At 39.3% G+C, this 23,732-nt stretch carries 21 protein-coding genes, 1 rRNA gene and 2 pseudogenes; 12 read left to right on the top strand and 12 right to left on the bottom strand.

Translation table 11 applies throughout. The features are described from left to right. Positions 1-10 precede the first annotated feature (10 nt). The 5 genes from rrf to aceK all read left to right on the top strand — a co-directional run bounded on the left by rrf (position 11) and on the right by aceK (position 6,375). Positions 11-126, top strand: a 5S ribosomal RNA gene (gene rrf, locus AACQ81_RS14380). Between the two features lie 244 nt (positions 127-370). Then, complete coding sequence (gene metA, locus AACQ81_RS14375; protein WP_237387735.1) at positions 371-1,300, top strand: homoserine O-acetyltransferase MetA; 930 nt, start codon at positions 371-373, stop codon at positions 1,298-1,300. 304 nt (positions 1,301-1,604) lie between these two features. After that, positions 1,605-3,200: a malate synthase A gene (gene aceB / locus AACQ81_RS14370; protein WP_237387734.1), complete on the top strand. Its 1,596-nt coding sequence runs from the start codon at positions 1,605-1,607 to the stop codon at positions 3,198-3,200. Between the two features lie 57 nt (positions 3,201-3,257). Continuing rightward, complete coding sequence (gene aceA / locus AACQ81_RS14365; RefSeq protein ID WP_237387733.1) at positions 3,258-4,565, top strand: isocitrate lyase; 1,308 nt, start codon at positions 3,258-3,260, stop codon at positions 4,563-4,565. 85 nt (positions 4,566-4,650) lie between these two features. Continuing rightward, the gene (aceK, locus tag AACQ81_RS14360; protein ID WP_237387732.1) at positions 4,651-6,375 is read left to right on the top strand and encodes a bifunctional isocitrate dehydrogenase kinase/phosphatase; all 1,725 of its coding nucleotides are present in this window, start codon (positions 4,651-4,653) and stop codon (positions 6,373-6,375) included. A 51-nt stretch (positions 6,376-6,426) separates the two neighbouring features. Here the strand turns inward: aceK and AACQ81_RS14355 are convergent, their stop codons facing one another. The 5 genes from AACQ81_RS14355 to lysC form a co-directional block, all read right to left on the bottom strand. Beyond that, positions 6,427-6,630, bottom strand: coding sequence for a hypothetical protein (locus tag AACQ81_RS14355; protein WP_237387736.1), 204 nt, complete (start codon positions 6,628-6,630; stop codon positions 6,427-6,429). A 184-nt stretch (positions 6,631-6,814) separates the two neighbouring features. After that, positions 6,815-7,645 (bottom strand): glyoxylate bypass operon transcriptional repressor IclR, encoded by an 831-nt coding sequence (gene iclR, locus AACQ81_RS14350; RefSeq protein ID WP_237387731.1) that lies wholly within the window; start codon positions 7,643-7,645, stop codon positions 6,815-6,817. Between the two features lie 152 nt (positions 7,646-7,797). Then, complete coding sequence (locus AACQ81_RS14345; RefSeq protein WP_237387730.1) at positions 7,798-8,124, bottom strand: type II toxin-antitoxin system RelE/ParE family toxin; 327 nt, start codon at positions 8,122-8,124, stop codon at positions 7,798-7,800. After that, the gene (locus AACQ81_RS14340) at positions 8,102-8,329 is read right to left on the bottom strand and encodes a ParD-like family protein (RefSeq protein ID WP_237387729.1); all 228 of its coding nucleotides are present in this window, start codon (positions 8,327-8,329) and stop codon (positions 8,102-8,104) included. The genes AACQ81_RS14345 and AACQ81_RS14340 overlap by 23 nt, the downstream gene beginning before the upstream one ends. A 183-nt stretch (positions 8,330-8,512) precedes the next feature. Further along, on the bottom strand, positions 8,513-9,886 hold the full coding sequence (gene lysC / locus AACQ81_RS14335; RefSeq protein WP_237387728.1) for a lysine-sensitive aspartokinase 3: 1,374 nt from the start codon (positions 9,884-9,886) through the stop codon (positions 8,513-8,515). A 282-nt stretch (positions 9,887-10,168) separates the two neighbouring features. On the opposite strand from lysC, the gene pgi reads away from it, so the two are divergent. From pgi to ubiA, 3 genes are all read left to right on the top strand, one after another. Beyond that, positions 10,169-11,815, top strand: coding sequence for a glucose-6-phosphate isomerase (gene pgi / locus AACQ81_RS14330; RefSeq protein ID WP_237387727.1), 1,647 nt, complete (start codon positions 10,169-10,171; stop codon positions 11,813-11,815). A 208-nt stretch (positions 11,816-12,023) separates the two neighbouring features. Then, entirely contained in the window at positions 12,024-12,551 is a 528-nt protein-coding gene (ubiC, locus tag AACQ81_RS14325) for a chorismate lyase (RefSeq protein WP_237387726.1), read from the top strand. Between the two features lie 13 nt (positions 12,552-12,564). After that, the gene (gene ubiA, locus AACQ81_RS14320; RefSeq protein WP_237387725.1) at positions 12,565-13,419 is read left to right on the top strand and encodes a 4-hydroxybenzoate octaprenyltransferase; all 855 of its coding nucleotides are present in this window, start codon (positions 12,565-12,567) and stop codon (positions 13,417-13,419) included. A gap of 69 nt (positions 13,420-13,488) precedes the next feature. Here the strand turns inward: ubiA and plsB are convergent, their stop codons facing one another. Then, positions 13,489-15,954: a glycerol-3-phosphate 1-O-acyltransferase PlsB gene (gene plsB, locus AACQ81_RS14315; RefSeq protein WP_237387724.1), complete on the bottom strand. Its 2,466-nt coding sequence runs from the start codon at positions 15,952-15,954 to the stop codon at positions 13,489-13,491. 135 nt (positions 15,955-16,089) lie between these two features. Here plsB and AACQ81_RS14310 point away from each other — a divergent pair, with 135 nt between their 5' ends. Both AACQ81_RS14310 and lexA read left to right on the top strand, forming a co-directional pair. After that, entirely contained in the window at positions 16,090-16,461 is a 372-nt protein-coding gene (locus tag AACQ81_RS14310; RefSeq protein WP_237387723.1) for a diacylglycerol kinase, read from the top strand. Positions 16,462-16,579: 118 nt separating this feature from the next. Then, positions 16,580-17,197 (top strand): transcriptional repressor LexA, encoded by a 618-nt coding sequence (gene lexA / locus AACQ81_RS14305; protein ID WP_237387722.1) that lies wholly within the window; start codon positions 16,580-16,582, stop codon positions 17,195-17,197. Positions 17,198-17,337: 140 nt separating this feature from the next. Here the strand turns inward: lexA and zur are convergent, their stop codons facing one another. From zur to AACQ81_RS14280, 5 genes are all read right to left on the bottom strand, one after another. After that, positions 17,338-17,850: a zinc uptake transcriptional repressor Zur gene (gene zur, locus AACQ81_RS14300; protein WP_237387721.1), complete on the bottom strand. Its 513-nt coding sequence runs from the start codon at positions 17,848-17,850 to the stop codon at positions 17,338-17,340. Between the two features lie 323 nt (positions 17,851-18,173). Continuing rightward, positions 18,174-19,067, bottom strand: a complete 894-nt coding sequence (locus AACQ81_RS14295; protein ID WP_237387720.1) for a DMT family transporter — start codon at positions 19,065-19,067, stop codon at positions 18,174-18,176. Continuing rightward, a complete protein-coding gene (locus AACQ81_RS14290; protein WP_237387719.1) occupies positions 19,064-19,942 on the bottom strand; it encodes a DUF6024 family protein in 879 nt (292 codons plus the stop codon). Before AACQ81_RS14290 ends, AACQ81_RS14295 begins: the two co-directional genes overlap by 4 nt. Beyond that, positions 19,942-20,331: an NUDIX hydrolase gene (locus AACQ81_RS14285; protein ID WP_237387718.1), complete on the bottom strand. Its 390-nt coding sequence runs from the start codon at positions 20,329-20,331 to the stop codon at positions 19,942-19,944. The genes AACQ81_RS14290 and AACQ81_RS14285 overlap by 1 nt, the downstream gene beginning before the upstream one ends. A gap of 26 nt (positions 20,332-20,357) precedes the next feature. Beyond that, positions 20,358-21,041 (bottom strand): hypothetical protein, encoded by a 684-nt coding sequence (locus tag AACQ81_RS14280; RefSeq protein WP_237387717.1) that lies wholly within the window; start codon positions 21,039-21,041, stop codon positions 20,358-20,360. A 490-nt stretch (positions 21,042-21,531) separates the two neighbouring features. On the opposite strand from AACQ81_RS14280, the gene AACQ81_RS14275 reads away from it, so the two are divergent. Together AACQ81_RS14275 and AACQ81_RS14270 are read left to right on the top strand one after the other, a co-directional pair. After that, complete coding sequence (locus AACQ81_RS14275; RefSeq protein ID WP_237387716.1) at positions 21,532-22,398, top strand: LysR family transcriptional regulator; 867 nt, start codon at positions 21,532-21,534, stop codon at positions 22,396-22,398. A 405-nt stretch (positions 22,399-22,803) separates the two neighbouring features. Then, positions 22,804-23,607: pseudogene (locus AACQ81_RS14270) on the top strand (type I restriction-modification system subunit M); the annotation flags it as partial. A 28-nt stretch (positions 23,608-23,635) separates the two neighbouring features. On the opposite strand, the pseudogene AACQ81_RS14265 reads toward AACQ81_RS14270, so the two are convergent. Further along, a pseudogene (locus tag AACQ81_RS14265) lies at positions 23,636-23,732 on the bottom strand (IS5/IS1182 family transposase); the annotation flags it as partial.

The following is a 23,732-nucleotide window of genomic DNA, read 5'->3' as shown; positions in this document are numbered from 1 at the left end:
ACAGGATTTGTCTGGCGGCAAGAGCGCGGTGGTCCCACCTGATCCCATGCCGAACTCAGCAGTGAAACGCCGTTGCGCCGATGGTAGTGTGGGGTCTCCCCATGCGAGAGTAGGGCACTGCCAGACAATTATTTGCCAGAGAAGCCATCCCTGACCGGATGGCTTTTTTGCGTTTGTAATTTACCTACATCTTAATTTAAATGCCTTTTGTTCCTTTTGTTATATCCTTTATTCCTCTCCCTTATTACATAGAATTAAATGAAATAATTTCAATTTGAGTACAATAACTCGACATTACTCTCACCTTCTGGTTAAATTTAGCTATCTAGAAGTCTAAATTTGCAAATTCGAATAGTCGAGGTATCCAGCAATGCCAATTCGTGTACCAGATGAATTACCTGCGGTAAACATTCTCCGCAATGAAAACATCTTTGTCATGACATCAACAAGGGCGAATATTCAGAATATTCGTCCCTTGAAAGTATTGCTGCTTAACCTGATGCCAAAAAAGATAGAAACAGAAAACCAATTCATTCGGTTATTATCTAATTCACCATTACAGATTGATATTCAGTTACTACGTATTGATAGCCGGCAGTGTAAAAATACCCCTTCTGAACATTTGGATAATTTTTATTGTGATTTTGACTCAATAAAAGATCAAAATTTTGATGGACTGATTGTCACAGGGGCACCTTTAGGGCTTGTTGAATTTGAGGATGTGACCTATTGGGAGGAAATTGAAAAAATTGTTACTTGGGCAAAAAATCATGTTACTTCAACACTTTTTGTCTGTTGGGCTGTTCAAGCAGCCTTAAACGTTCTTTATCACCTTCCAAAATATACACGAGAAATTAAACTATCAGGTGTTTATTCCCACTCAATCCTAGATCCTTTGGCATTATTAACACGAGGATTTGATGAAACTTTTTTTGCTCCCCATTCGCGCTTTGCTGACTTTCCTGAATCAATGATCCGTGAGCATACAGACCTAGATATTTTAGCCAGCTCAGAAGACGCAGGTGCTTATTTATTTGCTAGCAAGGATAAAAGACTCGTGTTTGTGACAGGCCATCCTGAATATGATATAGACACATTATCCGCAGAATATTGGCGTGATCAAACTGCAGGTTTGAAACCCGTATTGCCAGTCAACTATTTCCCAAATAGTGATCCTCAAAATAAACCTATTGCATCTTGGCGTAGTCATGGTCATTTACTTTTTTCAAACTGGCTAAATTACTATGTTTATCAAATCACGCCATATGATCTCGCTTTTATGAATCCTTCCTTAGATTGATCCTATTGGAAATAGAAAAATGAGAATTTGCTGAAGCGAGTCATTTCTCATTTTGTTAATTTTCTTTTATCCACTATTATTAATCAGTTGTTATTTATTCTCCATATATAACAAAAGGTTAACATCATATTATTTGATTTTTTGAAATTTATTTCCATCTTTTTTCTATCTTTAAATTAACTTAATCATTTGATTTTATTTATTTAATTATCTTTATTTAAAATAATGGAAACGGTTTTTGATTTATTTTTAGGATGGATTAATCTTAATCGAGTAGTCTTTAAAAGATGAGGAGAGGGAGATTATGCAATCGGTGTTAACAACCCAGTTAACTTTTACAAAGCCTTTTAATGAGGCAGAAAATCAGGTGTTATCAACTGAATCTATTGATTTTTTGGAAGATTTGGTTGTCGAGTTTTCTGACAGACGTAAAAAGTTACTGGAAGAACGTGTAGATTGGCAGAAAAAAATAGACGATGGAACATTACCTGATTTTATTTCAGAAACGATTTCCATTAGAAATGGGGATTGGAAAATTCAGGGAATACCAAATGATCTCAACGATCGCCGTGTTGAAATAACGGGACCTGTAGAACGCAAAATGGTCATCAATGCCTTAAATGCAAATGTGAAAGTATTTATGGCGGATTTTGAGGATTCATTAGCTCCTGCTTGGGAAAAAGTTATCAGTGGGCAAATTAACTTGAGGGATGCCGTCAACGGTACTATTTCATATACCAGCGAGCAGGGTAAACATTATGAATTGAGGCCGGAACCAGCAGTACTGATTGCTCGGGTCAGAGGCCTTCATTTGTCTGAGAAACATGTTCTCTATAAGAATGAACCGATTTCTGGTGGCTTATTTGATTTTGCTCTTTATTTCTACCTTAATCATAAGAAATTGTTGGAAAAAGGCAGCGGTCCTTATTTTTACCTGCCTAAAATACAGAGTTATCAGGAGGCTCAGTGGTGGAGTGATATCTTCAATTTTGCAGAATCGCATTTCAATTTACCTAAAGGCACTATTAAGGCTACGGTCTTAATTGAAACATTACCCGCTGTATTTCAGATGGATGAAATCCTCTATCACTTACGTCACCACATTGTAGGGCTTAATTGTGGTCGTTGGGATTACATTTTCAGCTACATTAAGACACTAAAAAATCACGCAGATCGTGTTTTACCCGATCGTCAGTCTGTGACAATGACACAACCTTTCTTGAGTGCATATTCTCGCTTGCTGATTAAAACCTGCCATAAACGTGGTGCGTTTGCGATGGGAGGTATGTCGGCATTTATTCCGAGTAAAGATCCTGTCCAAAACCAGCTAGTTTTGGACAAAGTCAGAGCAGATAAAGAGCTGGAAGCTAATAACGGCCATGATGGAACGTGGGTTGCTCATCCTGGGCTTGCCGATATTGCCATGACGGTTTTTGACATAAAACTGGGTGAGCAACCAAATCAATTGGCAATGTTGCGTGAAGAAGATGAAACGATTACAGCTGCACAATTGCTTGCTTCTTGCTCAGGAGAAAGAACAGAACAAGGCATGCGCGCTAATATTCGTGTCGCTGTCCAATACATAGAAGCATGGATTTCAGGGAATGGGTGTGTGCCGATTTATGGATTGATGGAAGATGCTGCGACGGCAGAAATTTCCCGTACTTCTATTTGGCAATGGATTCGCCATGAAAAATCACTTTCCAATGGTAAGAAAGTGACTAAAGAACTATTCAGAGAAATGTTAAAAGAAGAATTAGATATTATTAAACAAGAGATTGGTGAAAATTTCTTTAATCAAGGGCGCTTTATGGAAGCCTCTGACTTGATGGAAAGGATTACCACACAGGACGATTTAATTGATTTCTTAACCTTGCCGGGTTATCAACTAATCGATTAATTTAAAAACAAAAATGACGAAAATATCCGATTAATTAAGTATAGGAAGTAGAACATCATGACCATTTCTCGAACACAACAAATAGCGCAATTAGAACAAGAATGGAAACAACCACGCTGGCAAGGTATTACTCGCCCATATAACGCAGAAGATGTCGTCAAACTACGCGGTTCTATTAATCCTGAACACACTTTAGCGCAAATGGGAGCGAGAAAGTTGTGGGAATTGTTGCATGGAAAATCGAAGAAAGGCTATGTAAATGCACTTGGCGCGCTGACGGGTGGGCAGGCACTACAGCAAGCAAAAGCAGGTATTGAGGCAGTTTACCTTTCTGGCTGGCAAGTTGCCGCAGATGCAAATACAGCTTCTGGCATGTACCCCGATCAATCATTGTATCCTGTTGATTCTGTTCCTAATGTAATCAAACGTATCAACAACAGTTTCCGTCGTGCAGATCAAATCCAGTGGTCAAATGGTATCGATCCTGACAGTCAGGAATATATTGATTATTTCCTGCCGATTGTGGCTGATGCAGAGGCGGGGTTCGGTGGAGTACTGAATGCATTTGAATTGATGAAAGCGATGATTGAGGCAGGGGCAGCGGCAGTTCATTTCGAAGATCAATTGGCCGCAGTGAAAAAATGTGGGCATATGGGGGGGAAAGTTTTAGTTCCGACTCAGGAAGCCATTCAGAAACTGGTAGCTGCACGATTGGCGGCTGATGTATCTGGAGTACCAACGCTATTAATTGCGCGTACTGACGCAGATGCAGCGGATTTGCTGACCTCTGATTGCGATCCTTACGATAGCGAATTCATTACAGGTGAGCGGACTTATGAAGGTTTCTACTGTACCCATGCGGGTATTGAGCAGGCTATTAGCCGTGGGTTGGCATATGCACCTTACGCTGATGTTGTCTGGTGTGAAACCTCTACACCGGATATTGAAGCGGCTCGTCGCTTCGCTGAAGCTATTCATACAAAATATCCTGGAAAGTTACTGGCATATAACTGCTCTCCATCTTTCAACTGGAAAAAGAATCTGGATGATAAAACTATCGCCAGCTTCCAGGAACAGTTGTCTTCCATGGGATATAAATTCCAATTCATCACTCTGGCAGGCATACACAGCATGTGGTTTAACATGTTTGATTTGGCTTATGACTACGCGCGTGGTGAAGGTATGAAACACTATGTTGAAAAAGTTCAGGAGCAAGAATTTGCAGCTCTTGAACGTGGTTATACTTTCTCATCACATCAGCAGGAAGTGGGAACGGGGTATTTTGATAAAGTGACCACCATTATTCAGGGAGGAGCTTCTTCTGTTACCGCATTGACCGGGTCTACAGAAGAACAGCAATTCTAAATTTACTCTATCCATAAATACATACCCATAGATATGATTGGGGGCATAAGGAATACCCCCTTTACGTATCGATAAGGGGGCTAATGTGGCAATAGATCTTGCTCATTTGATTGCACAAACTATTTTGCAGGGATTTGATGCACAGTATGGTCGGTTTCTTGAGGTGACTTCTGGCGCACAGAAACGCTTTGAACAGGCGGACTGGCACGCAGTGCAAAGTGCTATGAAAAAGAGAATCAACCTCTATGATAATCATGTCGGATTGGTAGTAGAACAATTACAGTGCATTCATGGTTCATTGCAACAGAATGAAGATTACATAGCTGAAGTTAAAGCTGTGTATACCCGTTTACTGCCTGATTATCCACGTTTTGAAATTGCAGAAAGCTTTTTCAATTCGGTTTACTGTCGTTTGTTTCAGCACCGTAATTTGAAGCCAGAAAACCTATTTATCCTATCTTCTCAGCCGTCTTACCGCTTTCGTGATATTTCTCGCCCATTATCGCGGGATTTTTTTCCTAATAGTAATCTTAAATTGATGTTGCGGACAATTTTAAGTGATTTGCCTTTGCGTCTTAAATGGGAGGATTTGGAACGGGATATTGATTATATCACCCAATACTTGCACAACACTTTTTGCTTGCATGATTTATTACATGCCACATTTCAAATTTCCAATGAATTGTTTTACCGCAATAAAGCGGCGTGGTTAGTAGGCAAAATCAGAATGGGAGCTGTTGTTTATCCGTTTTTATTACCGATTCATCACGACGAATCAGGAGATATTTTTATTGATACCTGTCTTACCAATCATGATGATGCCAGCATTGTTTTTGGTTTCGCCCGTTCCTATTTTATGGTGTATGCACCCCTGCCGGCAGCTTTAGTAGAATGGTTACGTGAAATTTTGCCGACAAAATCCACGGCAGAGTTATATATGGCGATCGGTTGCCAAAAGCATGGCAAGACAGAATATTACCGCGAATATCTTACATTCATCAATTCCGCCCAAGAGCAGTTTACGATTGCCCCAGGTGTGAAAGGTATGGTGATGCTGGTTTTTGCATCTTCTTCTTTTGATTGTGTCTTTAAAGTTATTAAAGACACATTTGCGCCACAGAAAGAAGTGTCTCCGGAACGGGTTCAGGAATGTTACCGTTTGGTAAAAGAGCATGATCGTGTGGGACGAATGGCTGATACACAGGAGTTTGAAAATTTTGTTATTGATAAACGTCATATCAGTTCTGAATTAATGGAGGAGTTGCAAAAAGAGATATCAGAAAAACTTGAAGATCTCGGCGATAAGATATTAATAAAACATCTTTATATGGAACGTAAAATGATACCTCTGAATATTTATATGGAAAAAATCAGCGAAGTGCAGTTAAAAGATGTGATAGAAGAGTATGGAAATGCCATTAAACAATTAGCGGCAGCAAATATCTTTCCCGGAGATATGTTGTTTAAGAATTTTGGTGTTACACGTCATGGCCGAGTGATTTTCTACGATTATGATGAAATTTGTTATATGACAGAAGTCAATTTTCGGAATATTCCTCCCCCGCGCTATCCTGAAGATGAGCTGGCGAGCGAGCCTTGGTACAGTGTTGCCAGTAATGATGTCTTCCCAGAAGAATTTCGGCATTTTTTATGTACTGATAAGCGTACCCTGAGCTATTTTGAAGAAAGCCACAGCGAACTATTCAAGGCAGACTATTGGCGAGCATTGCAGGAGCGTATTAAAAACGGGTACGTGGAAGATGTTTTTGCTTATCGCCGCAGGCAACGATTCAGCCAACGTAATGAATAAAGTAATAAATAAAAATCGCAAGTATTCATTAACTTGGGTGGTATTTTATTATTATATAAATTGTGATTGCATACCGGTAATACCCGGAATAAGAGGAATTGAACCCGCAATAGCGGCTTCTAACAGCTTATCAGTCAATCCTAATGCTTTTGCTAATGGAACGGCATGTTCAATTTCATTGACGACAATAACAGGAACGACTGGACCAGCAGCCAGGATATGTTCTGCGGTTGTTTTCCAATTATTCATCAGCATTTTCTCTCATTAAATCAGTACACAAGGGAATTTAATCCCCTCATCTTAAAATGTATGTAACATGCCCCTTGTCGTCCTGCACCCGAAAGTTGGGTTCTCAGCGTGCCAAACCGTTCAATCACCACTTTAAAACAAGCTTTGTGGATGAAAAGCATATCGTTGTAAAAAGTGATAATGGTGGAGATTACTTAATTCCACCATATTCCCGGCTGACCGCTTTTGCTGCGCGTATAACCAAAGCACCAAGTTCAGTTACACGATCGTCAGAAATTCGTGATACAGGGCCAGAAATGGAGATAGCGGCAAAAGCTTCATGGTGTTCATCGTAGATACAAGCTGCAATACAGCGTAACCCTAACGCATGTTCTTCATCATCAAATGAAAAGCCTTGTTTGCGAATTTGTTCAAGATTTTTTGCCAAAGCAGCGGCTGTAGTACAGGTATGCTGGGTATAGGCATGCATGCCTTTTTTGTGCAGCAGTTGGAGCCGCTTCTGTTCAGACAGTGTAGAAAGCAGCGCTTTTCCGGCACCAGATGCATGCATTGGTAATTTACCGCCGATGGGTGCGGACATTCTCATCAGTGCATTGCATTGCACTTGATCGACAATCACTGCTTCATATTCATCAAGATTAAGGATAGCAAGGTTGACAGTTTCACCGGAATCTTCCATCAACTGGCGCAATATCGGATGAACCAACACCATCAAATTGCGGCTTTGCAAAAAGCTGCTGCCAACGACAAAAGCATGGGAAGCGATCACCCATAATCCTAAATCGCCGACTTGGCGAATAAAGCCATGCTGTTGCAAAGTAGTCAAAAGACGATGAGTAGTGGAATTAGGCAAACCAGCCTGAATTGCCAGATCAGTCAAAGCAACACCGACAAGAGAATCAGAAATATATTCCAAAAGCGTCAGCCCTCGGCTTAAAGATTGCACCTGACCGCTGGCAGCGGCACTGTTTGTTATCATTTTAGCTTTTTTTGTACGTTTGCTGGCAACGGCTGTGCTCATAAAGTATACCCTCTGAATCATCGTCTGTTTACAGCAATAATCGCTGTGGTAAAAAATGGAACTTGTTTTCGTTTTCTTATTATGGACGATAAAGAGGGTAAAAACACATCCGATGTGTGTGAAATGAAAAGTGGGATCACGTTCCCACTCATTTATCTTATGAGTTTTAAATCCATTTTCCTGTGTCGTTTTTGTTCTTGATAAAAATTTTCATGAGGTCCGATATCAAGGAGATACAATTCAATTTTTTCTTCTTTCCAACAGTATCCCAGAAGTGTTAATCGACTATTTAATAAGAACTTATGTACTCGAAGAAAATCAAGATCTCCTTTTTTAAGTTCTCCTATTTCAGGATTATCAATAATTTTTTCAATTTCGTCTTCTACGACTGAGAGCAAATTTTCAGGTAATTTGGATAATGCCTTAGCAAATCTTCTAGTCTCATAGACTTGAAGATCATTTTTTTGTTCTTCTGACATATCTACTTACCTTGTCATGTTCAACTTCGCTTTTTGCCAGCAAAACTTCATGTATAAATGAGTAGGGGAGATCAGGATTTTCTTCTGCAATACGACCAATTTTAGCCCAGTGTTCAATCTGTTTAGGAACACTTCTACTTGATGCATCAGCATGAATTTTTACATCATTAACAAATTCATCATCTAGTCGAATACTCGTAGCCATACTAAGTAACCTCTCTGATGTTACTAAAAAAATTATGTATTAGGAGGGATATAAGACAAATTGTATTCTGCAACAAAATGACGCAAAATGCAATTTTTTGCGTCATTCTTTTAAAGGATGTGATGATGATATTGGTGTTATGCGCCAGAAAATTAATCCCACCAAAGATGGGATAAACAAAGATTAAGACTCAAACAAACCCCGATGCAGCGTCTGGATAACCTGTTCTGCATCTTTACCGGGAACCAGCAAACAGACGTTATGGCTGCTCGCACCATAGCTGATCATACGAATATTGAACGATTCCAGTGTTCCAAAAATCTCTTTGCCCAATCCTTTGGCCTGTGAAAGTTCATTACCGATAATTGCCACCAGTGCCATATCTTCTTCCACTTCAACGCGACATAATGTGGAAAGCTCAGTCAGTAAAGCATTAGTTAGTAGGCTGCCATTAGTGCTGGTGGAGCCGGTTGTATCCAGTGTCAGGGCAATACTGACTTCTGAGGTGGTAATCAAGTCCACAGAAATATTATGGCGTGACAGCAGGGTAAAAACTTCTGCAAGAAAACCCCTTGCATGCAGCATTTTCAGACTGTGAAGCGTCAGTAAAGTTTGCTTGCGGCGTAGCGTCAGTGCACGGTACAGAGGTGGGTTCTTGGTTTTGTCACAAACGACGGTTCCCCCTGCTTTTGGTTCTTTGCTGGAGCCAACAAATACCGGAATACCACAACGTATCGCTGGCAATAATGTAGCTGGATGAAGAATTTTGGCTCCAAATGTTGCCATTTCTGCCGCCTCATCAAAAGCAATTTTATCGATACGTTTGGCAGCAGGTGCAACACGTGGATCGGTCGTATAAATACCAGGAACATCTGTCCAGATATCAACGCGCTGTAATCCAAGTGCTTCCCCCAATAAGGCGGCAGTATAATCACTGCCACCTCGTCCCAACGTAGTTGTGCGACCTTTTTCTTCTCGGCCGATAAAACCCTGCGTGATGATGATTGTATTTTTCAGGCGAGGGTGAAGATGTTCCATTGCCGAGATATGAAGCTGAAGAGTGTCTGGTTCTGCCTGCCCAAAAATACCGTCGGTTCGCATAATACGACGGATATCAAACCACTCCGCATCTGTCTTGCGTTGGCGAAGCAGTTCCACAAACAGCAAAGTTGACATGACTTCACCGTGGCTAACCAATTCATCAGTCAATGCATCTGAAGTAGCGAGTGATGCTGCTTCTGACAGCATCTCAATATTTTCCAGCAGACGCTCGATTTCTTCTCGGATCACATTCGTTGTGTTCAATCGTTCAATAATTGCATATTGAATGTCACGAATCTGTTTCAGGCAGTTCTCCCGTTTATCACTGTCACAGCCTGCCGCCAATGCAACCAGCAAATTGGTCACGCCAGCAGAAGCTGACAGAACAACTATGCGGACGTTGGCATTTGTCAAAATAATATCGGCACAGTTATTCATGGCATCGAAGTCTGCCACACTAGTACCGCCGAATTTTGCTACAACATACTGCGAATTAGGAGATGAAACAGCACACATGGGAGATAACCTTTTGTTCGAAGAATAGGCTTTTAGAAATATCGGGTTAGACGCAGTGAGTCAATGTTTGGCAATTAAGCATAAATAATTTTCATGATGGAAATAAAATTATCGTTTTTGCCTATCTCAACTTTTTGTTTATCTCAACAATTAGAGCTGGAAATCACAGGCTATTTTGACCAATATCAGTAATCAGAAGGAAAGGGAGATTAATCACAGTATTAACCCGTTACAATCTGTGCATTCCTATTGTTTATCGACAGTTGATAGAGAGCATCATCCATGAAAAACATCAACCCCAGCCAGACTGAAGCCTGGAAAGCATTACAGCAGCATTTTGAACAGATGAAGAATGTGCATTTGCGAGACCTGTTTGAACAGAATAAAGCGCGGTTTACGGCATTTTCTGCGACATTCGATCAGCAGATTCTTGTGGATTATTCCAAAAACCGCATTACTGCTGAAACACTGGATAAATTACAGGCGCTGGCGAAAGAAACCGATTTGACTAATGCAATTCACAGTATGTTCTCCGGTGAGAAAATCAATCGTACTGAAGATCGTGCAGTGCTCCACATTGCTTTGCGTAATCGCAGCAATTCCCCGATTATGGTGGATGGGGAAGATGTGATGCCGCAAGTCAATGCGGTGCTGGCAAAAATGAAATCCTTCAGCGAGCGTATTATCGGCGGAGATTGGAAAGGTTATACCGGTAAAGCAATTACTGATGTGGTGAATATTGGTATTGGTGGCTCCGACCTTGGTCCTTATATGGTGACTGAGGCATTGAAAGCGTATAAAAACCACCTGAATATGCATTTCGTTTCCAATGTTGATGGCACCCATATCGCAGAAACGTTAAAAAGCCTCGATCCAGAAACCACGTTGTTCCTGATAGCATCCAAGACTTTTACCACGCAAGAAACCATGACCAATGCACATTCAGCGCGTGATTGGTTCCTGAAAAGTGCCGTTGATGAAGGTTATGTTGCAAAACATTTTGCTGCATTATCGACTAATGAACAGGAAGTCAGTAAATTCGGCATCGATCCACAAAATATGTTTGAATTCTGGGATTGGGTCGGTGGGCGTTATTCACTCTGGTCTGCAATAGGCTTATCCATTGCGCTTTCCATTGGCTATGACAATTTTGAACAATTGTTGAGTGGTGCTCATGCCATGGATAAACATTTTGAGCAGACTGCTTTTGAACAAAACATTCCTGTTTTGTTGGCGTTGATCGGCATCTGGTACAACAATTTCTTTGGCGCAGAAACTGAAGCGATTCTGCCTTATGATCAATACATGCATCGTTTCGCCGCTTACTTCCAGCAAGGGAATATGGAATCAAACGGCAAATACATTGACCGCAACGGCAATCCAGTAAATTATCAGACTGGGCCGATTATTTGGGGTGAGCCGGGTACCAATGGTCAACATGCTTTTTACCAGCTTATTCATCAGGGAACCAAACTCATTCCTTGTGATTTTATTGCACCGGCAATTAGCCATAATCCGGTGAGTGATCATCACAGCAAATTGTTATCCAACTTCTTTGCACAAACTGAAGCATTGGCGTTTGGTAAAACTCAGACGCAAGTGGAAGCAGAATTTGCAGCGACTGGAAAAAATGCTCAGGACGTAACAAATGTTGTGCCGTTCAAAGTCTTTGACGGGAACCGTCCGACCAACTCCATTTTATTACGCGAAATCACCCCATTCAGTTTGGGTGCATTAATTGCCATGTATGAACATAAAATCTTTGTTCAAGGCGCAATTCTGAACATTTTCTCATTTGATCAGTGGGGCGTAGAATTAGGTAAGCAATTGGCAAATCGTATCCTGCCTGAATTACACGATTCCGGCGCGGTGAATAGTCATGATAGTTCCACAAATGGCCTGATTAACCGATTCAAAGAATGGCGTTAACCTGACTTTTTATCTTATTTAATTCCACCTTACCTTAATAAAGATGATTATTAGGGTAAGGTTTTTTACAATTTCTATAATTTGTTATTAACTTTTTATTTTATTGGCCTGCAACATGATATCCTCACTCCCCATCATTGTTCTGTATTGTTCTGTCGGGGAAATTGTGCTGTCGGGGAAATTGAAGGTCCCGCAATGGGAAAATGACATGGCAGATAACACAATATTAACTTCAACACCTATTCGTTGGTTTTTGACTGATGAGTTTGATCTTCCTGAATCTATTTCAGACTGGCTGATGGAAGTTGGCTCAATGACCCGCCGCTTTGAACAGCATTGTCAGCAGGTATCGGTTGCCCCTTTTCGGGAGTGTTTTATCACAGCAGAAGAGCTTGGAGATGAAAGTGAGCACTTACCTGTAAGTGAAAAATACTGGTTGCGTGAAATCGTTTTATATGGGGATAACATCCCGTGGTTGTTAGGACGTACCGTTATTCCAGAGGAAACACTAACCGGCCCGGATAGAAAATTGGTGGATGTAGGTACTATTCCACTCGGACGTTATCTTTTTAGTGGTAATAATCTGACGCGGGATTATATTCAAATAGGTCAGCAGGGTCATTGCTGGGGACGTCGTTCTTTATTGAGATTATCAGGTAAGCCACTTCTACTCACAGAGATTTTTCTGCCGGAATCACCTGTATATAAAATTAACATAACAGAAGGGGAGAAATAGATTGGAGGTCAGCATGACGCAGAGTAAATGGCGTGCTTATTGCCGTTTAATGCGTGTCGATAAACCCATTGGCACATTCTTACTATTATGGCCAACATATTGGGCATTATGGATCGCCGCAAAGGGGATACCGGATTTGTACGTATTGTTAGTATTTACTATCGGTGTATTCTCGATGCGTGCAGCGGGATGTTGCATTAATGATTTCGCAGATAGAAAATTTGATGGGTATGTAGAGCGGACAAAATCTCGTCCTCTCCCTAGTGGTGACATTACCGAAAAAGAAAGCAAAATCTTGTTTGCCACACTGGTTCTCATTTCCTTTGCGCTGGTTCTGACATTAAATAAAATGACAATTGCATTGTCGGTTGTGGGCTTAGCGCTGGCGTGGACTTATCCTTTCGTCAAACGAGTCAGTCATTTGCCACAAGTTGTATTGGGGGCGGCTTACGGTTGGTCGATTCCGATGGCATTTGCCGCTGTTAGTGAGTCCTTACCTTTAGAATGTTGGTTGTTATTTTTGGCTAACGTCATTTGGTCAGTGATTTATGATACACAATACGCAATGATTGATCGCGATGATGACCTGAAAATCGGTGTTAAATCGACAGCCGTACTTTTTGGGCGCTTTGACAAACTGATTATCGGTATTTTGCAGTTCGCTATGCTGGCTATTTTGGTGTCAGTAGGCAATATGATGAATCTGGCCGGAATATATTACTGGACAATATTATTAGTTGCTGCACTGTTTATTTATCAGCAAAAACTGATTGCAGGCCGGGAGAGAGAGTTCTGTTTTCAGGCATTCATGAATAATAATTACGTTGGTATTACTTTATTCCTCGGTATCTTTTTCAGCTATGTTTAATGTAGTGTATGCTTAGTGTGAAGCATATTCAGTATAACGGGCGGAATACCGCCCGTTTATATCTCAGTCTTACATCGCTTTATCTAATTGTTCAGGTTCATTTTGCTCTGGTGGCATACTGACACTTTCAATAGTCAACCGAATTTCAGGTGACATCAATTCGCTCAACACATGATAGAGTTCCTGAGCACTGGTAGAAATCATATCCCCGCTGTCCTGAATATAACCTTCTTCGCGCAGTGTATTAACCGAGCAAGCGAAAACTGCCTTGTCAAAGAACTCCGGTGCATTGATACCGTGTAACACTGACAGGCGCTGTGCCAGCATTCGGCTCTCTTTTTCCAGTACACCACGGCTGATTTCAGGAGTGGCATTCAATAAAGAAAGTGTAATGGCATAACGTTGCAGTGTTTCTCTGATACCTGCTGCCAGCAATTGTAGAGGGCGGATACGTGCAGGGTTCAGCACCAGCATTTCTTGCTCTTTGTTACAGATAAGGCGTTGGCTCGCCAGTTCATCGACCAGAGTATTAACGACGTCGGAGAGCGTTTCCTTGCTGTAACGCATGAAAAGCTCTTTCTTGATTAGCGGATAAATCAACGCGACCTGGCGGAGCAATTCACCGCGACTAATACGACGGTGATGCATGACAATACTGGCTATCAGGGATGGCAGGATCAGCAAGTGTTGGATATTGTTGCGATAATAGGTCATCAATACCGCGCTTTCACGTGGCAGGATGATGATATCACCCAGACTGTCTTTTTCGACCTCAAACTTATTCATCAATAAAGCATGATCCAACAACTCTTCCGCTGTTTTGTTTGGCACGGTGATATCGTCAGTGTAAGGCACATTACGCAGTAATTGCAGATAGCAATCCAGCTGCTCAATCAATTGCTCGCGGGTAAGTGCCCGCTGACGTGATGACAATAATGCCGTGGTGCATAAATTGATAGCATTGGCCGCTGCGGCATTATTGATATTGACCATGATATTGCCAGCCAGTTTACTGACTGTTGGAGCCAACCAGGTTGGACGCTGAGATTCTATCGGATCAATGGAATCACGCCACTCAGGAACATGTTGGTTAAGGTACTGTATCAATGGAATTGGTTCACCAAAGTTCACGTAACCCTGCCCCAAATTACGTAGTTTGCGCAACCCGCGTACCATCTGGAAAAAGTCCTCTTTTTCCTTAACTGCACCGCGAAGTTCTTTGGCGTAAGTCGCGACTTCCATCACATGCTCATAACCGATATAGATGGGCACAATCGTAATTGGACGGGATTCACCACGCAGCATCGCTTGTAATGTCATAGAAAGTGTGCCGGTTTTCGGATCAAGCAAACGACCTGTACGAGAACGACCACCTTCGACAAAATATTCAACCGAATAACCACGGACAAACAGCTCACCGAGATATTCACGGAATATCGTTGAATAGAGTTTATTGCCTTTAAATGTCCGGCGGATAAAGAACGCACCAAGACGACGGAATACCGGGCCGGCAGGCCAGAAATTCAGGTTAATTCCCGCTGCGATGTGTGGTGGAACCAATCCTTGGTGATAAATCACATACGAAAGCAATAAGTAGTCCATATGACTGCGATGGCATGGAACATAAACCAGTTCATGACCATCCTGCGCCAACTGACGAATTCGTTCAGCATTATGAACATTAATGCCCTGATATAAACGGTTCCATGTCCAACTCAAAACACGGTCGGTCAGACGAACTGTTTCATAGGAGAAGTTCGCGGCAATTTCTTCCAACATGTTGATGGCGTTTTGCTTCGCCTTTTCGGGAGAAATTTTCTTGCTGCGTGTTTCATCAGCAATGGCTTTTTCTATTGCCTTTGATGTGAGTAATTTGTTGAACAGTTCCTGTCTGGCAGGCAGACGAGGGCCAACAGCCGCAAGACGCTGACGGGAATAATGTATCCGGGCAACACGGGCGAGTTTATTAGCAATGATATCATCTGTACCATGCTCATCTGCCATCTTACGCAGAGAAACAGGCGTGGAGAAACGCACAAAACTATCTCGTCCCAGCCACAGGATCGCAAAAAACTTTTGCACACCATTTAGCAGACGTAATTGCGGTGCTGTATTAGCTTCTTGCCCTTCACGCCCCGGAGAGCGGCCGAACATTACGGAAACTGGCACCATCTGGATATTCAAATCAGAATTATTGTGATGCAAGTCCAGATAGGAATGAAAAATCTTCACAGATTCATGCTTTGGTGCATAACAACTGAACACACGTGGGCCGTTATCGATAAACACACAACTAGGAAGCTGCGCATCACCAATTTCCAAAGGATTCAACGGATCCGGCAGATCTTGTGCCAGACATTGTTGACGCAAGGTCAATAAGTCTGTTTTTGAGTGGTACGGGAGTACGTACAAAATAGGCCGTGTCGTATCAAGACGCAGCTCTGCAATGGGATCTGTAGGGATAAGTTTACTTTTTACTAATAATTTTAATGGTAAATTCAATAACTTATAATATATTTTACGCCAACCTGACATAACGACTTTAAGCCTCTTGTTAGCAATGCCTCGCAAGGATACCAGAAACAGATTTTGAGATCTGTGGAAATAAGACAATAATAGAGACTAAAAATTATATAACCATACAAATACCAAGTGATTGAGTATAATTCTATGGCAAATCAATCAACAAGTTTGACCCGCATCATTAAAGCGGCAGGGTATTCGGCGAAAGGAATCAAAACGGCATGGCAAAATGAAGCGGCATTTCGACAGGAGGCAATTGCTGCCATATTTGCAATTATCATTGCATTTTCTTTGGACCTCAGCATAGTCGAAAGAATCCTGCTTATCAGCGCTGTTATGCTGGTTGTGATTGTCGAAATTCTCAATAGTGCAATAGAAGCTGTAGTGGATCGTATCGGTAGTGAATACCATGAGTTATCAGGTCGTGCGAAAGATATGGGTTCAGCGGCTGTATTGCTTACCATACTTCTGGCCTTGTTTATCTGGGGAATAATCCTTTGGTCGCATTTTATGTGCTGATTCGACGTGTTTTTCATTAAAATACGTTATTTAGCTGCTTTTACGTGCTGACAGGTTCCCAATTCGAATTTACCTGTATATACTCACAGCTGGACTGTATAAACAAACAGGGGGCGAAATGAAAGCATTAACTGCCAGACAGCAACAAGTCTATAACTTAGTGCGTGACCATATTTCGCAAACGGGTATGCCACCGACACGTGCTGAAATTGCAGCGCGTCTTGGTTTTCGTTCACCTAACGCGGCGGAAGAGCATTTAAAAGCGCTGGCGCGTAAAGGGGTGATAGAGATTATTTCTGGTGCATCCAGAGGTATCCGTTTGCTTCTCGAAGAACCGGGTGACGGAATGAGATTACCGTTGATCGGTCGTGTTGCTGCTGGCGAGCCACTGCTAGCTCAGGAACATATCGAAAGTCACTATAAGGTTGATCCTGAATTATTTAAACCAAGTGCTGATTTTCTATTGCGTGTCAGTGGAATGTCTATGAAAGACATCGGTATTATGGACGGAGATTTACTTGCTGTGCATAAAACACAGGATGTTCATAATGGACAAGTCATTGTGGCGCGTATTGAAGATGAAGTCACAGTGAAGCGTTTCAGACAAACAGGAAACAAAATTGAACTGATCGCTGAAAATCCAGAATTTTCACCGATTGTAGTTGATTTGAGCGAACAGAGTTTCACTATTGAAGGATTGGCAGTAGGCGTTATTCGTAACGGAGACTGGTTCTGATTGTAAAAACGGATAATTACACTTTGCCATTCCGGGGCGGTCATTTTTCCAGTACCCGTTATATTTGAATTCAGCGGGAACTTGAGAATACATGAAAATATCAGCTATGACCGCCTCACCGCCCAAGCAGGTTCTTATCTTTATTTCTTTTTCTTCTCTTCAACAGCATGATTGTGCTGACATGTATCGCGTTCCGTACAGGAATCTATTTCATGGCAGGAAGCGCATAATCCGTGGACTTCTATCACACTATTTCTCAAATGGAACCCTGTACCTTGCGCTAACTGCTGAATTGCGGATTCAATATCTTTCGCATCCTTTTCAGTTACGGAGCCGCAATATTCACAGATAAACATAGCTGAAGTATGGCTGGGTTCTTCAAAGTGATGGCAAAGAACATAGCTGTTTGTAGATTCTATTTTGTGAATAAAACCTTGCTCCAGCAAAAATTCTAACCCACGGTAAACCGTTGGCGGCTTAGCCTGAGGTTCGACTTCGCGTAATAAATCCAGCAAATCATAAGCGCTTATTGCACTGGGTTGCTCCGTAATTAATCGAAGAATTTCAAGGCGTTGGGGTGTTAAGCGAACCCCTCTTGAAAGACAGATTGTTTCAGCTTGTGCCAGTAATTTTTGTTGATTGATAATTTCCATTACACCTCTCACACCTACACGATGCTAATAGCTTTGATGTTAACACGTTTTAGGCTTAAGAGTGGAATTCACGCGATACCTCACTGTCTTTGGGTTATAAATATAAGTATCAAAAGATGTCGATTATCTTGCTACTGTGTGACTCGTTATTTACTGATACATACCAATTAAAGATAAAAATAATAAATTTCTTTATCTTAAAAGAAAAAAACCAATATATAATAATATCAGGCAGAATAAATTTTTTCACAATCATAGAGTTAGGATATAAATAACTTTAAAGAAGATGAGTCATGTTAAATAATCTATCTTCTAGGAATAATTTATCTTTTTGCTGTTTCTGACTGTAATAATCGGATAGAATGTAGACTATTCGCAATTAAAGCAGTCAGAATAATACCACCACCTATAAGTGTATAATTATTTGGGCTGTCTCCAAAAACAAGCCATATCCAAATTGGGCCAAATACTGCTTCTAGAAGAAGGAAAAAACCCAGGTGAGAAGAAGGTATTAGTTTTGAAGATTTAGCAATTAAAGTTAGAGCTAAGAATACAATGACAGAACCTTCTATTAAGATTAGAAAAAAATTGAACAATGAAATATCAAGATTGATATCAAAGTAAGAATATAACAGTATAAAAGAAAATATTGCGCCAATGGAAGGTGTTAAAGATAAATCTTGCTTACTAATTCGTCCAGTAACGAAAGCAGCTGCCATAGATATTGCTGTTAATAAAGCGGTAATATCACCGAATGATACTGAAAGATTAGCGTTAGAGCCATACATTACAACAATTACTCCAGCTATTGAAATAATGAACGCTACTATTGTCATACGGCTGACAATTTCTTTAATGACAAACCATGAAAGTATCGCAGCCCAAAGTGGAGCGGTGCTGATTATAAACAGCATATTTGCGATAGATGTTGTCATTGCTGAAACCGGGAATAATATTGCCGATAAACCATAAAAAAAGGAGGCCAGAAAAAAATATTTACTGTATGTTTGATTTTTTTTAATTTTATTTTTTCTTCTGAATAAAGAAAAAAATATAATGATTATCATTGGAAGTGACATGGAAAAAGAACGCCAGAATGCAATTTGTTCTGGGGTAAAATTTATGGCTCGTATGAATACGGTATCGAAACTGAGAATGGTTCCGCCTAAAAGAGCGAATAGATAGCCTACTTTGGCTGGATGATTTACATTGTTCATAATAACTCTTTGATATAATCAATTAATTTAAAATTACAATTTACTGCTGTTGAATTTATTGCTCCGCTCTTATAGCAACTAAATCTGTAAATCATTGTTCCTATTTTTTTCATGGTTATAACGGATTTTTTATTGCAAGGTAATTTATCTAAATAAAAATCAGACTGTAAAACAACAAATGGAGTTTTAGATTGTAAAGGTGTAATACATTTAAATCCTATTTTCTCTAATTCATTTGCTTCTTTATCTGTTAAATCAAAATAAGCAACATTAAAAAAATCAGGGCGTTCTATGCATCTATTCAAAGCATCGTTATATGATCTGAGATTAACAGTGCCGGATTCAGATATTTTGGCAATGTTAGATATTTCAGGATAATGATCTTTATTTTGAATGCAGAGAACGCCTATTCCTGACTGAATAGCCAGATGTTTATGTAATGGAAAAAATACTATTTTAGAGGAAATAGCTGCTTTGTGATGCCATATAGTACCTATTGACTGGGCAGCGTCTAAAACGAAGTCAGCATTTTTTAGTGAACAAATTATCCCTGTCTGAGGGTCAATATGGGTTAATAGAGGTATGGAATTTGGAAAAGATCCAGTAGTGATATTATTATATGGCATATAGCAACCTTCTCTAATGGATATAGAAACCGAATGCATGTTTAATCCATAGATGACATTCAATAAACAGTGAGTGCTATTATTCAGCAAAAATATTTCTTCATGTTCTAAACAAAGGTGTTTCCTAAGGTTTTGTTTTATTTCTTTTTTAATTTTACTTACCTGTTTATAGTAGTTGGTATCACTGTTATTTTCAAAACTAAACCCTGAAATTTTTGAGTTTATAGCCGAGTCATCTAGGTAATTCATTATTCTATTAAACCAATGTTTTTGAGTTTGGGAATAATACTATCTTTAAAAATACTTCCTATTTGTATTTTTTCTTCTTCTTTTGATGTAATCCATTTTAAATCAATTATTTCTGAACATGGAAAAGGATCTCCGATTATATCGATAAACCATGAATTAATTTCTATTAACTCTCCCTCAAAAATTGATTTTGAATAGTCGATACTAAAATGAATTGGATTGATAAATGTGACCCCAATTTCTTCCTGAATCTCACGGTTCAAACATTCAATTTGAGTTTCATTTCCTTCAATTTTACCACCAGGTGATATGTATATGGAGGTTTTATGTTTCCTGACTACAAGTAATTTTTTATTGTTAATAATTATTGCCGCACATTTTCTGATCATAAAACCTCTGTTCGTTCTAATCTATTTTATAGATAATCTTTGGTTGTATTGATTACAATACCACCAGTAAGAAATTCAATGATATCCCTGCATTTGGCTTCTTTTCTCTTTAGATAATTGAGAATTGTTTCATCAGGAGGTGTAGTGAAGCTATCTGCAAAAATGGAAATACCCTCCAGAGATTTAGTGGAGATACCTGCTTGCAATAAACGGTATTTGACATCCTCTTGCGATGTAGCAAATTCATATATAGGGCTATTGTATTCAATCCCGTATTCTTTCATGAATTCCACGAAATACTCTTTCGCTATTAGTCGTTGCTCAGGAAAATCTTTTTGATAATGAGTAATACCATCATTAATAATTTTTATTCCATTTCTCATACAGTAATCAATGACGTGTGCATGAATTGCGATTTTTTCACCAAGAAGAACCAAATTTTTTTTATCTTGCAATATGTCTTCTTCTAAATTTTCAATTGCCAGAGTTCGGAAAGAGCCACTTATATCTTCAATATTATGCTTGATTACGAGTTCACCGAATCTATCTTGCAGCTCTTGTACTCGATGTTTAATAATTCCTCTGTGTAGTGAACAGCCGCTGCTTGCGGTGAATAAATGAACAGGTATATTTTGTAGCATGAGGTGCACTGCGACCAGAGTGCTATCTCGTCCACCTGTAAACATGACCAGCTGAGCTTGTTTATTCATTTTTTATTCCTTTTTTTCATCGTGTTATGTTTTTATGGATAGAAGCTGCTAATGAATTTGTTTTAATCATCTGGAGCATTAAATTTATTAACTGGTGGATAATAAAAAATGTTTCAGTAATATTTTTCTATGTTTATGGAAGAGTTAAAGTTATAGCTATTATATTTTTTATTGTTACAACGTTTTTTCTAGTGACTCTTAGCCTTCTAAGCATAAGAATGAATGTTTCTGAATGTGTTGTAAATTAATAGCTTATACCTGTGAAACATTAAAAATTGGTTTTTTTATTATTGGGGTCATGACTCCATCCTTGAATAGTTATTTTATTTTGTATTTACAAAAATGCTAACACCATTATTAATATTCTTTTGAGTTTATATTTCTATTTTAATAATGTGCTTATAGCAATCAAGAATAATCTTATTTCATTTGATTATAGGTATCAATCTTATTATACTAAACTTATCGTTTAGATAATCTAGACTACATTATGAGAAAAATCCCTCCACTAAATGCTCTTAAGATTTTTGATATTGCGGCCAGATACAAAAGTTTCTCTAACGCAGCTTCAGAAAACCATATGACAAAAGGTGCTATTAGCCAGCAAATAAAAATATTGGAAAACTGGTTCGGATTTGAGTTATTCAATAGGACTGCCAACGGCATTGAACTGACAGATAACGGCTCTAAGTTAATGAAAACCTGCAATCTGGCTTTTTCTGTTATTGAAAAGCAATGCGAAGACTTGAGAAAAAAAAGTCACACTCATAACGAAATAATTATTGGTTGTTCTAGTAGCTTACTAAGTTACTGGTTTTTACCCAAGCTATATAATTTCTTTAGTACTGATAAACAATTCGTCCTAAATTATAACTCTCAGGCATCATTTCAAAGCATTATAAATGGAGAGGTTGATTTTTTTATATCAGGAGAAAAAATATCTAATTATAATCTTGTGGACTGCGAATTACTGCATAAGGATGAAATTGGTTTAGTTTGCTCTGTGGAATACAGAACAAAAATATTTAATAATGACATCAGGGATATAACATTACTTCATTCCCAAAGTAGATATTCAGCTTGGGATGAATGGAGTTATTTATCTAATATTATACTTAATGTGTCAGATGAAATAATATTTGATAAATTATCTTTAGCTTTGGATGCGGTCAAATTAAATTTGGGTGTCACTATTGCGCCTAAATTTGTAGTCGAAAATGATATTAATAAAGGTTTGTTGTATGCTCCATTTGGTTTTTTAAATTGTAGTTCAGGAACTTACTTATATACCAGAAATAATCTCTCTAATGATAAAAAAATAATTATTGATAAAATAATAAATAAAGTCAAAAGCTAGCGGTTTTTTAAATTATATTTATCACATATACTATATTGCAGTAATTTTGTTTACTATAGAAATAATCAATCTCCGTTCTTATTGTTGATTCCCAAGAGGAATTTTTTTAAATTGAAATATTTTTAATTAGCTTACACTTTTTTATTGTTGCATCAATAAAGTATTTTATCCGTTATTGATACTCATAGGCAGAACTATGCAACAAAACAAACATAAATTCATAACACTGTAAAAATTTCTTTATCGGTAACTAACACTTTTTCTATTGCCTGCCATAATTAAATCAAAAAGGGAAATTATGTTCTCTTGCATTAATTTTTCTTTGAGTTTAGTGACACTTTCATCATGCTGATTGGTACCACTTGTGAATCAGCTTAATTAATTTCCTCAAATTTATGTGCTGTTATGACGAACTCAAATTTTTCTCAAACCGCTGCTTTTATCTGGTCAGTTGCTGATCTGCTTCGTGGTGACTTTAAACAAGCTCAATATGGGCGAGTGATCTTACCATTTACGCTGCTTCGTCGTCTGGAATGTGTACTGGAACAGAATAAAGATGCGGTTGTTGCTGAATACGAACGCATTAAGCCTATGAAATTACTGGAAGAGGCGCAGGAGAAATTCTTATTTCGTGCAGCCAACGGCTTAGCTATCTTCAATACCTCACCAATGAATCTTGGCAAGATGGGACAAAGTGACATCAAAGATAATTTAGAGAATTACGTACAGTCGTTTTCCAAGGATGCACGTGAAATTTTCGAATATTTTAATTTTTATGAATTTATTGGCTTATTGGATGAGGCTAACTTGCTTTACAAGGTAGTGAAAAAATTTGCTACAACTTCTCTAAGTCCCGATGTGGTTTCTAATCATGAGATGGGCTGGATATTTGAAGAGTTAATCCGCCGCTTTGCAGAAAGTTCCAATGAAACGGCAGGAGAACATTTTACTCCGCGTGATATTGTAGATTTAACAACATCGCTTGTTTTTACTGGAGATGAAGACAGTTATACACCAGGTTCAATTAGAACAATTTACGATCCTACCGTGGGGACGGGCGGGTTCTTGTCTGCTGGTATGGAATATGTTTTGAAGGGCAGCCCGTCGACGCGGATGGTCGCTTTTGGTCAGGAATTAAATCCTGAATCCTATGCGATTTGTAAAGGGGATATGCTGATTAAAGGTCAGGATGTCAGCCGTATTAAACTAGAGCGTGTTGACCTTTGTTGTACATGTTTCAATCGACCCACATAGGGAGCCACATGATTGAAAATGCCAAAGCAACGAGACTTTCATAATTTCTTGCTAATTTGTCATACCGAGTAGCTACTGCT

This window comes from Xenorhabdus sp. Sc-CR9 (assembly GCF_963897815.1).
Classification (GTDB): domain Bacteria; phylum Pseudomonadota; class Gammaproteobacteria; order Enterobacterales; family Enterobacteriaceae; genus Xenorhabdus.
This window is presented reverse-complemented; position numbering and strand designations above follow the sequence as displayed.

Excerpts from the sequence above, each read along its gene's own strand:
- metA (WP_237387735.1), top strand. The coding sequence starts at position 371 with ATGCCAATTCGTGTACCAGATGAATTACCTGCGGTAAACATTCTCCGC.
- aceB (WP_237387734.1), top strand. The coding sequence starts at position 1,605 with ATGCAATCGGTGTTAACAACCCAGTTAACTTTTACAAAGCCTTTTAAT.
- aceA (WP_237387733.1), top strand. The coding sequence starts at position 3,258 with ATGACCATTTCTCGAACACAACAAATAGCGCAATTAGAACAAGAATGG.
- AACQ81_RS14355 (WP_237387736.1), bottom strand. The coding sequence starts at position 6,630 with ATGCTGATGAATAATTGGAAAACAACCGCAGAACATATCCTGGCTGCT.
- iclR (WP_237387731.1), bottom strand. The coding sequence starts at position 7,645 with ATGAGCACAGCCGTTGCCAGCAAACGTACAAAAAAAGCTAAAATGATA.
- AACQ81_RS14345 (WP_237387730.1), bottom strand. The coding sequence starts at position 8,124 with ATGTCAGAAGAACAAAAAAATGATCTTCAAGTCTATGAGACTAGAAGA.
- AACQ81_RS14340 (WP_237387729.1), bottom strand. The coding sequence starts at position 8,329 with ATGGCTACGAGTATTCGACTAGATGATGAATTTGTTAATGATGTAAAA.
- lysC (WP_237387728.1), bottom strand. The coding sequence starts at position 9,886 with ATGTGTGCTGTTTCATCTCCTAATTCGCAGTATGTTGTAGCAAAATTC.
- pgi (WP_237387727.1), top strand. The coding sequence starts at position 10,169 with ATGAAAAACATCAACCCCAGCCAGACTGAAGCCTGGAAAGCATTACAG.
- ubiC (WP_237387726.1), top strand. The coding sequence starts at position 12,024 with ATGGCAGATAACACAATATTAACTTCAACACCTATTCGTTGGTTTTTG.
- ubiA (WP_237387725.1), top strand. The coding sequence starts at position 12,565 with ATGACGCAGAGTAAATGGCGTGCTTATTGCCGTTTAATGCGTGTCGAT.
- plsB (WP_237387724.1), bottom strand. The coding sequence starts at position 15,954 with ATGTCAGGTTGGCGTAAAATATATTATAAGTTATTGAATTTACCATTA.
- AACQ81_RS14310 (WP_237387723.1), top strand. The coding sequence starts at position 16,090 with ATGGCAAATCAATCAACAAGTTTGACCCGCATCATTAAAGCGGCAGGG.
- lexA (WP_237387722.1), top strand. The coding sequence starts at position 16,580 with ATGAAAGCATTAACTGCCAGACAGCAACAAGTCTATAACTTAGTGCGT.
- zur (WP_237387721.1), bottom strand. The coding sequence starts at position 17,850 with ATGGAAATTATCAATCAACAAAAATTACTGGCACAAGCTGAAACAATC.
- AACQ81_RS14295 (WP_237387720.1), bottom strand. The coding sequence starts at position 19,067 with ATGAACAATGTAAATCATCCAGCCAAAGTAGGCTATCTATTCGCTCTT.
- AACQ81_RS14290 (WP_237387719.1), bottom strand. The coding sequence starts at position 19,942 with ATGAATTACCTAGATGACTCGGCTATAAACTCAAAAATTTCAGGGTTT.
- AACQ81_RS14285 (WP_237387718.1), bottom strand. The coding sequence starts at position 20,331 with ATGATCAGAAAATGTGCGGCAATAATTATTAACAATAAAAAATTACTT.
- AACQ81_RS14280 (WP_237387717.1), bottom strand. The coding sequence starts at position 21,041 with ATGAATAAACAAGCTCAGCTGGTCATGTTTACAGGTGGACGAGATAGC.
- AACQ81_RS14275 (WP_237387716.1), top strand. The coding sequence starts at position 21,532 with ATGAGAAAAATCCCTCCACTAAATGCTCTTAAGATTTTTGATATTGCG.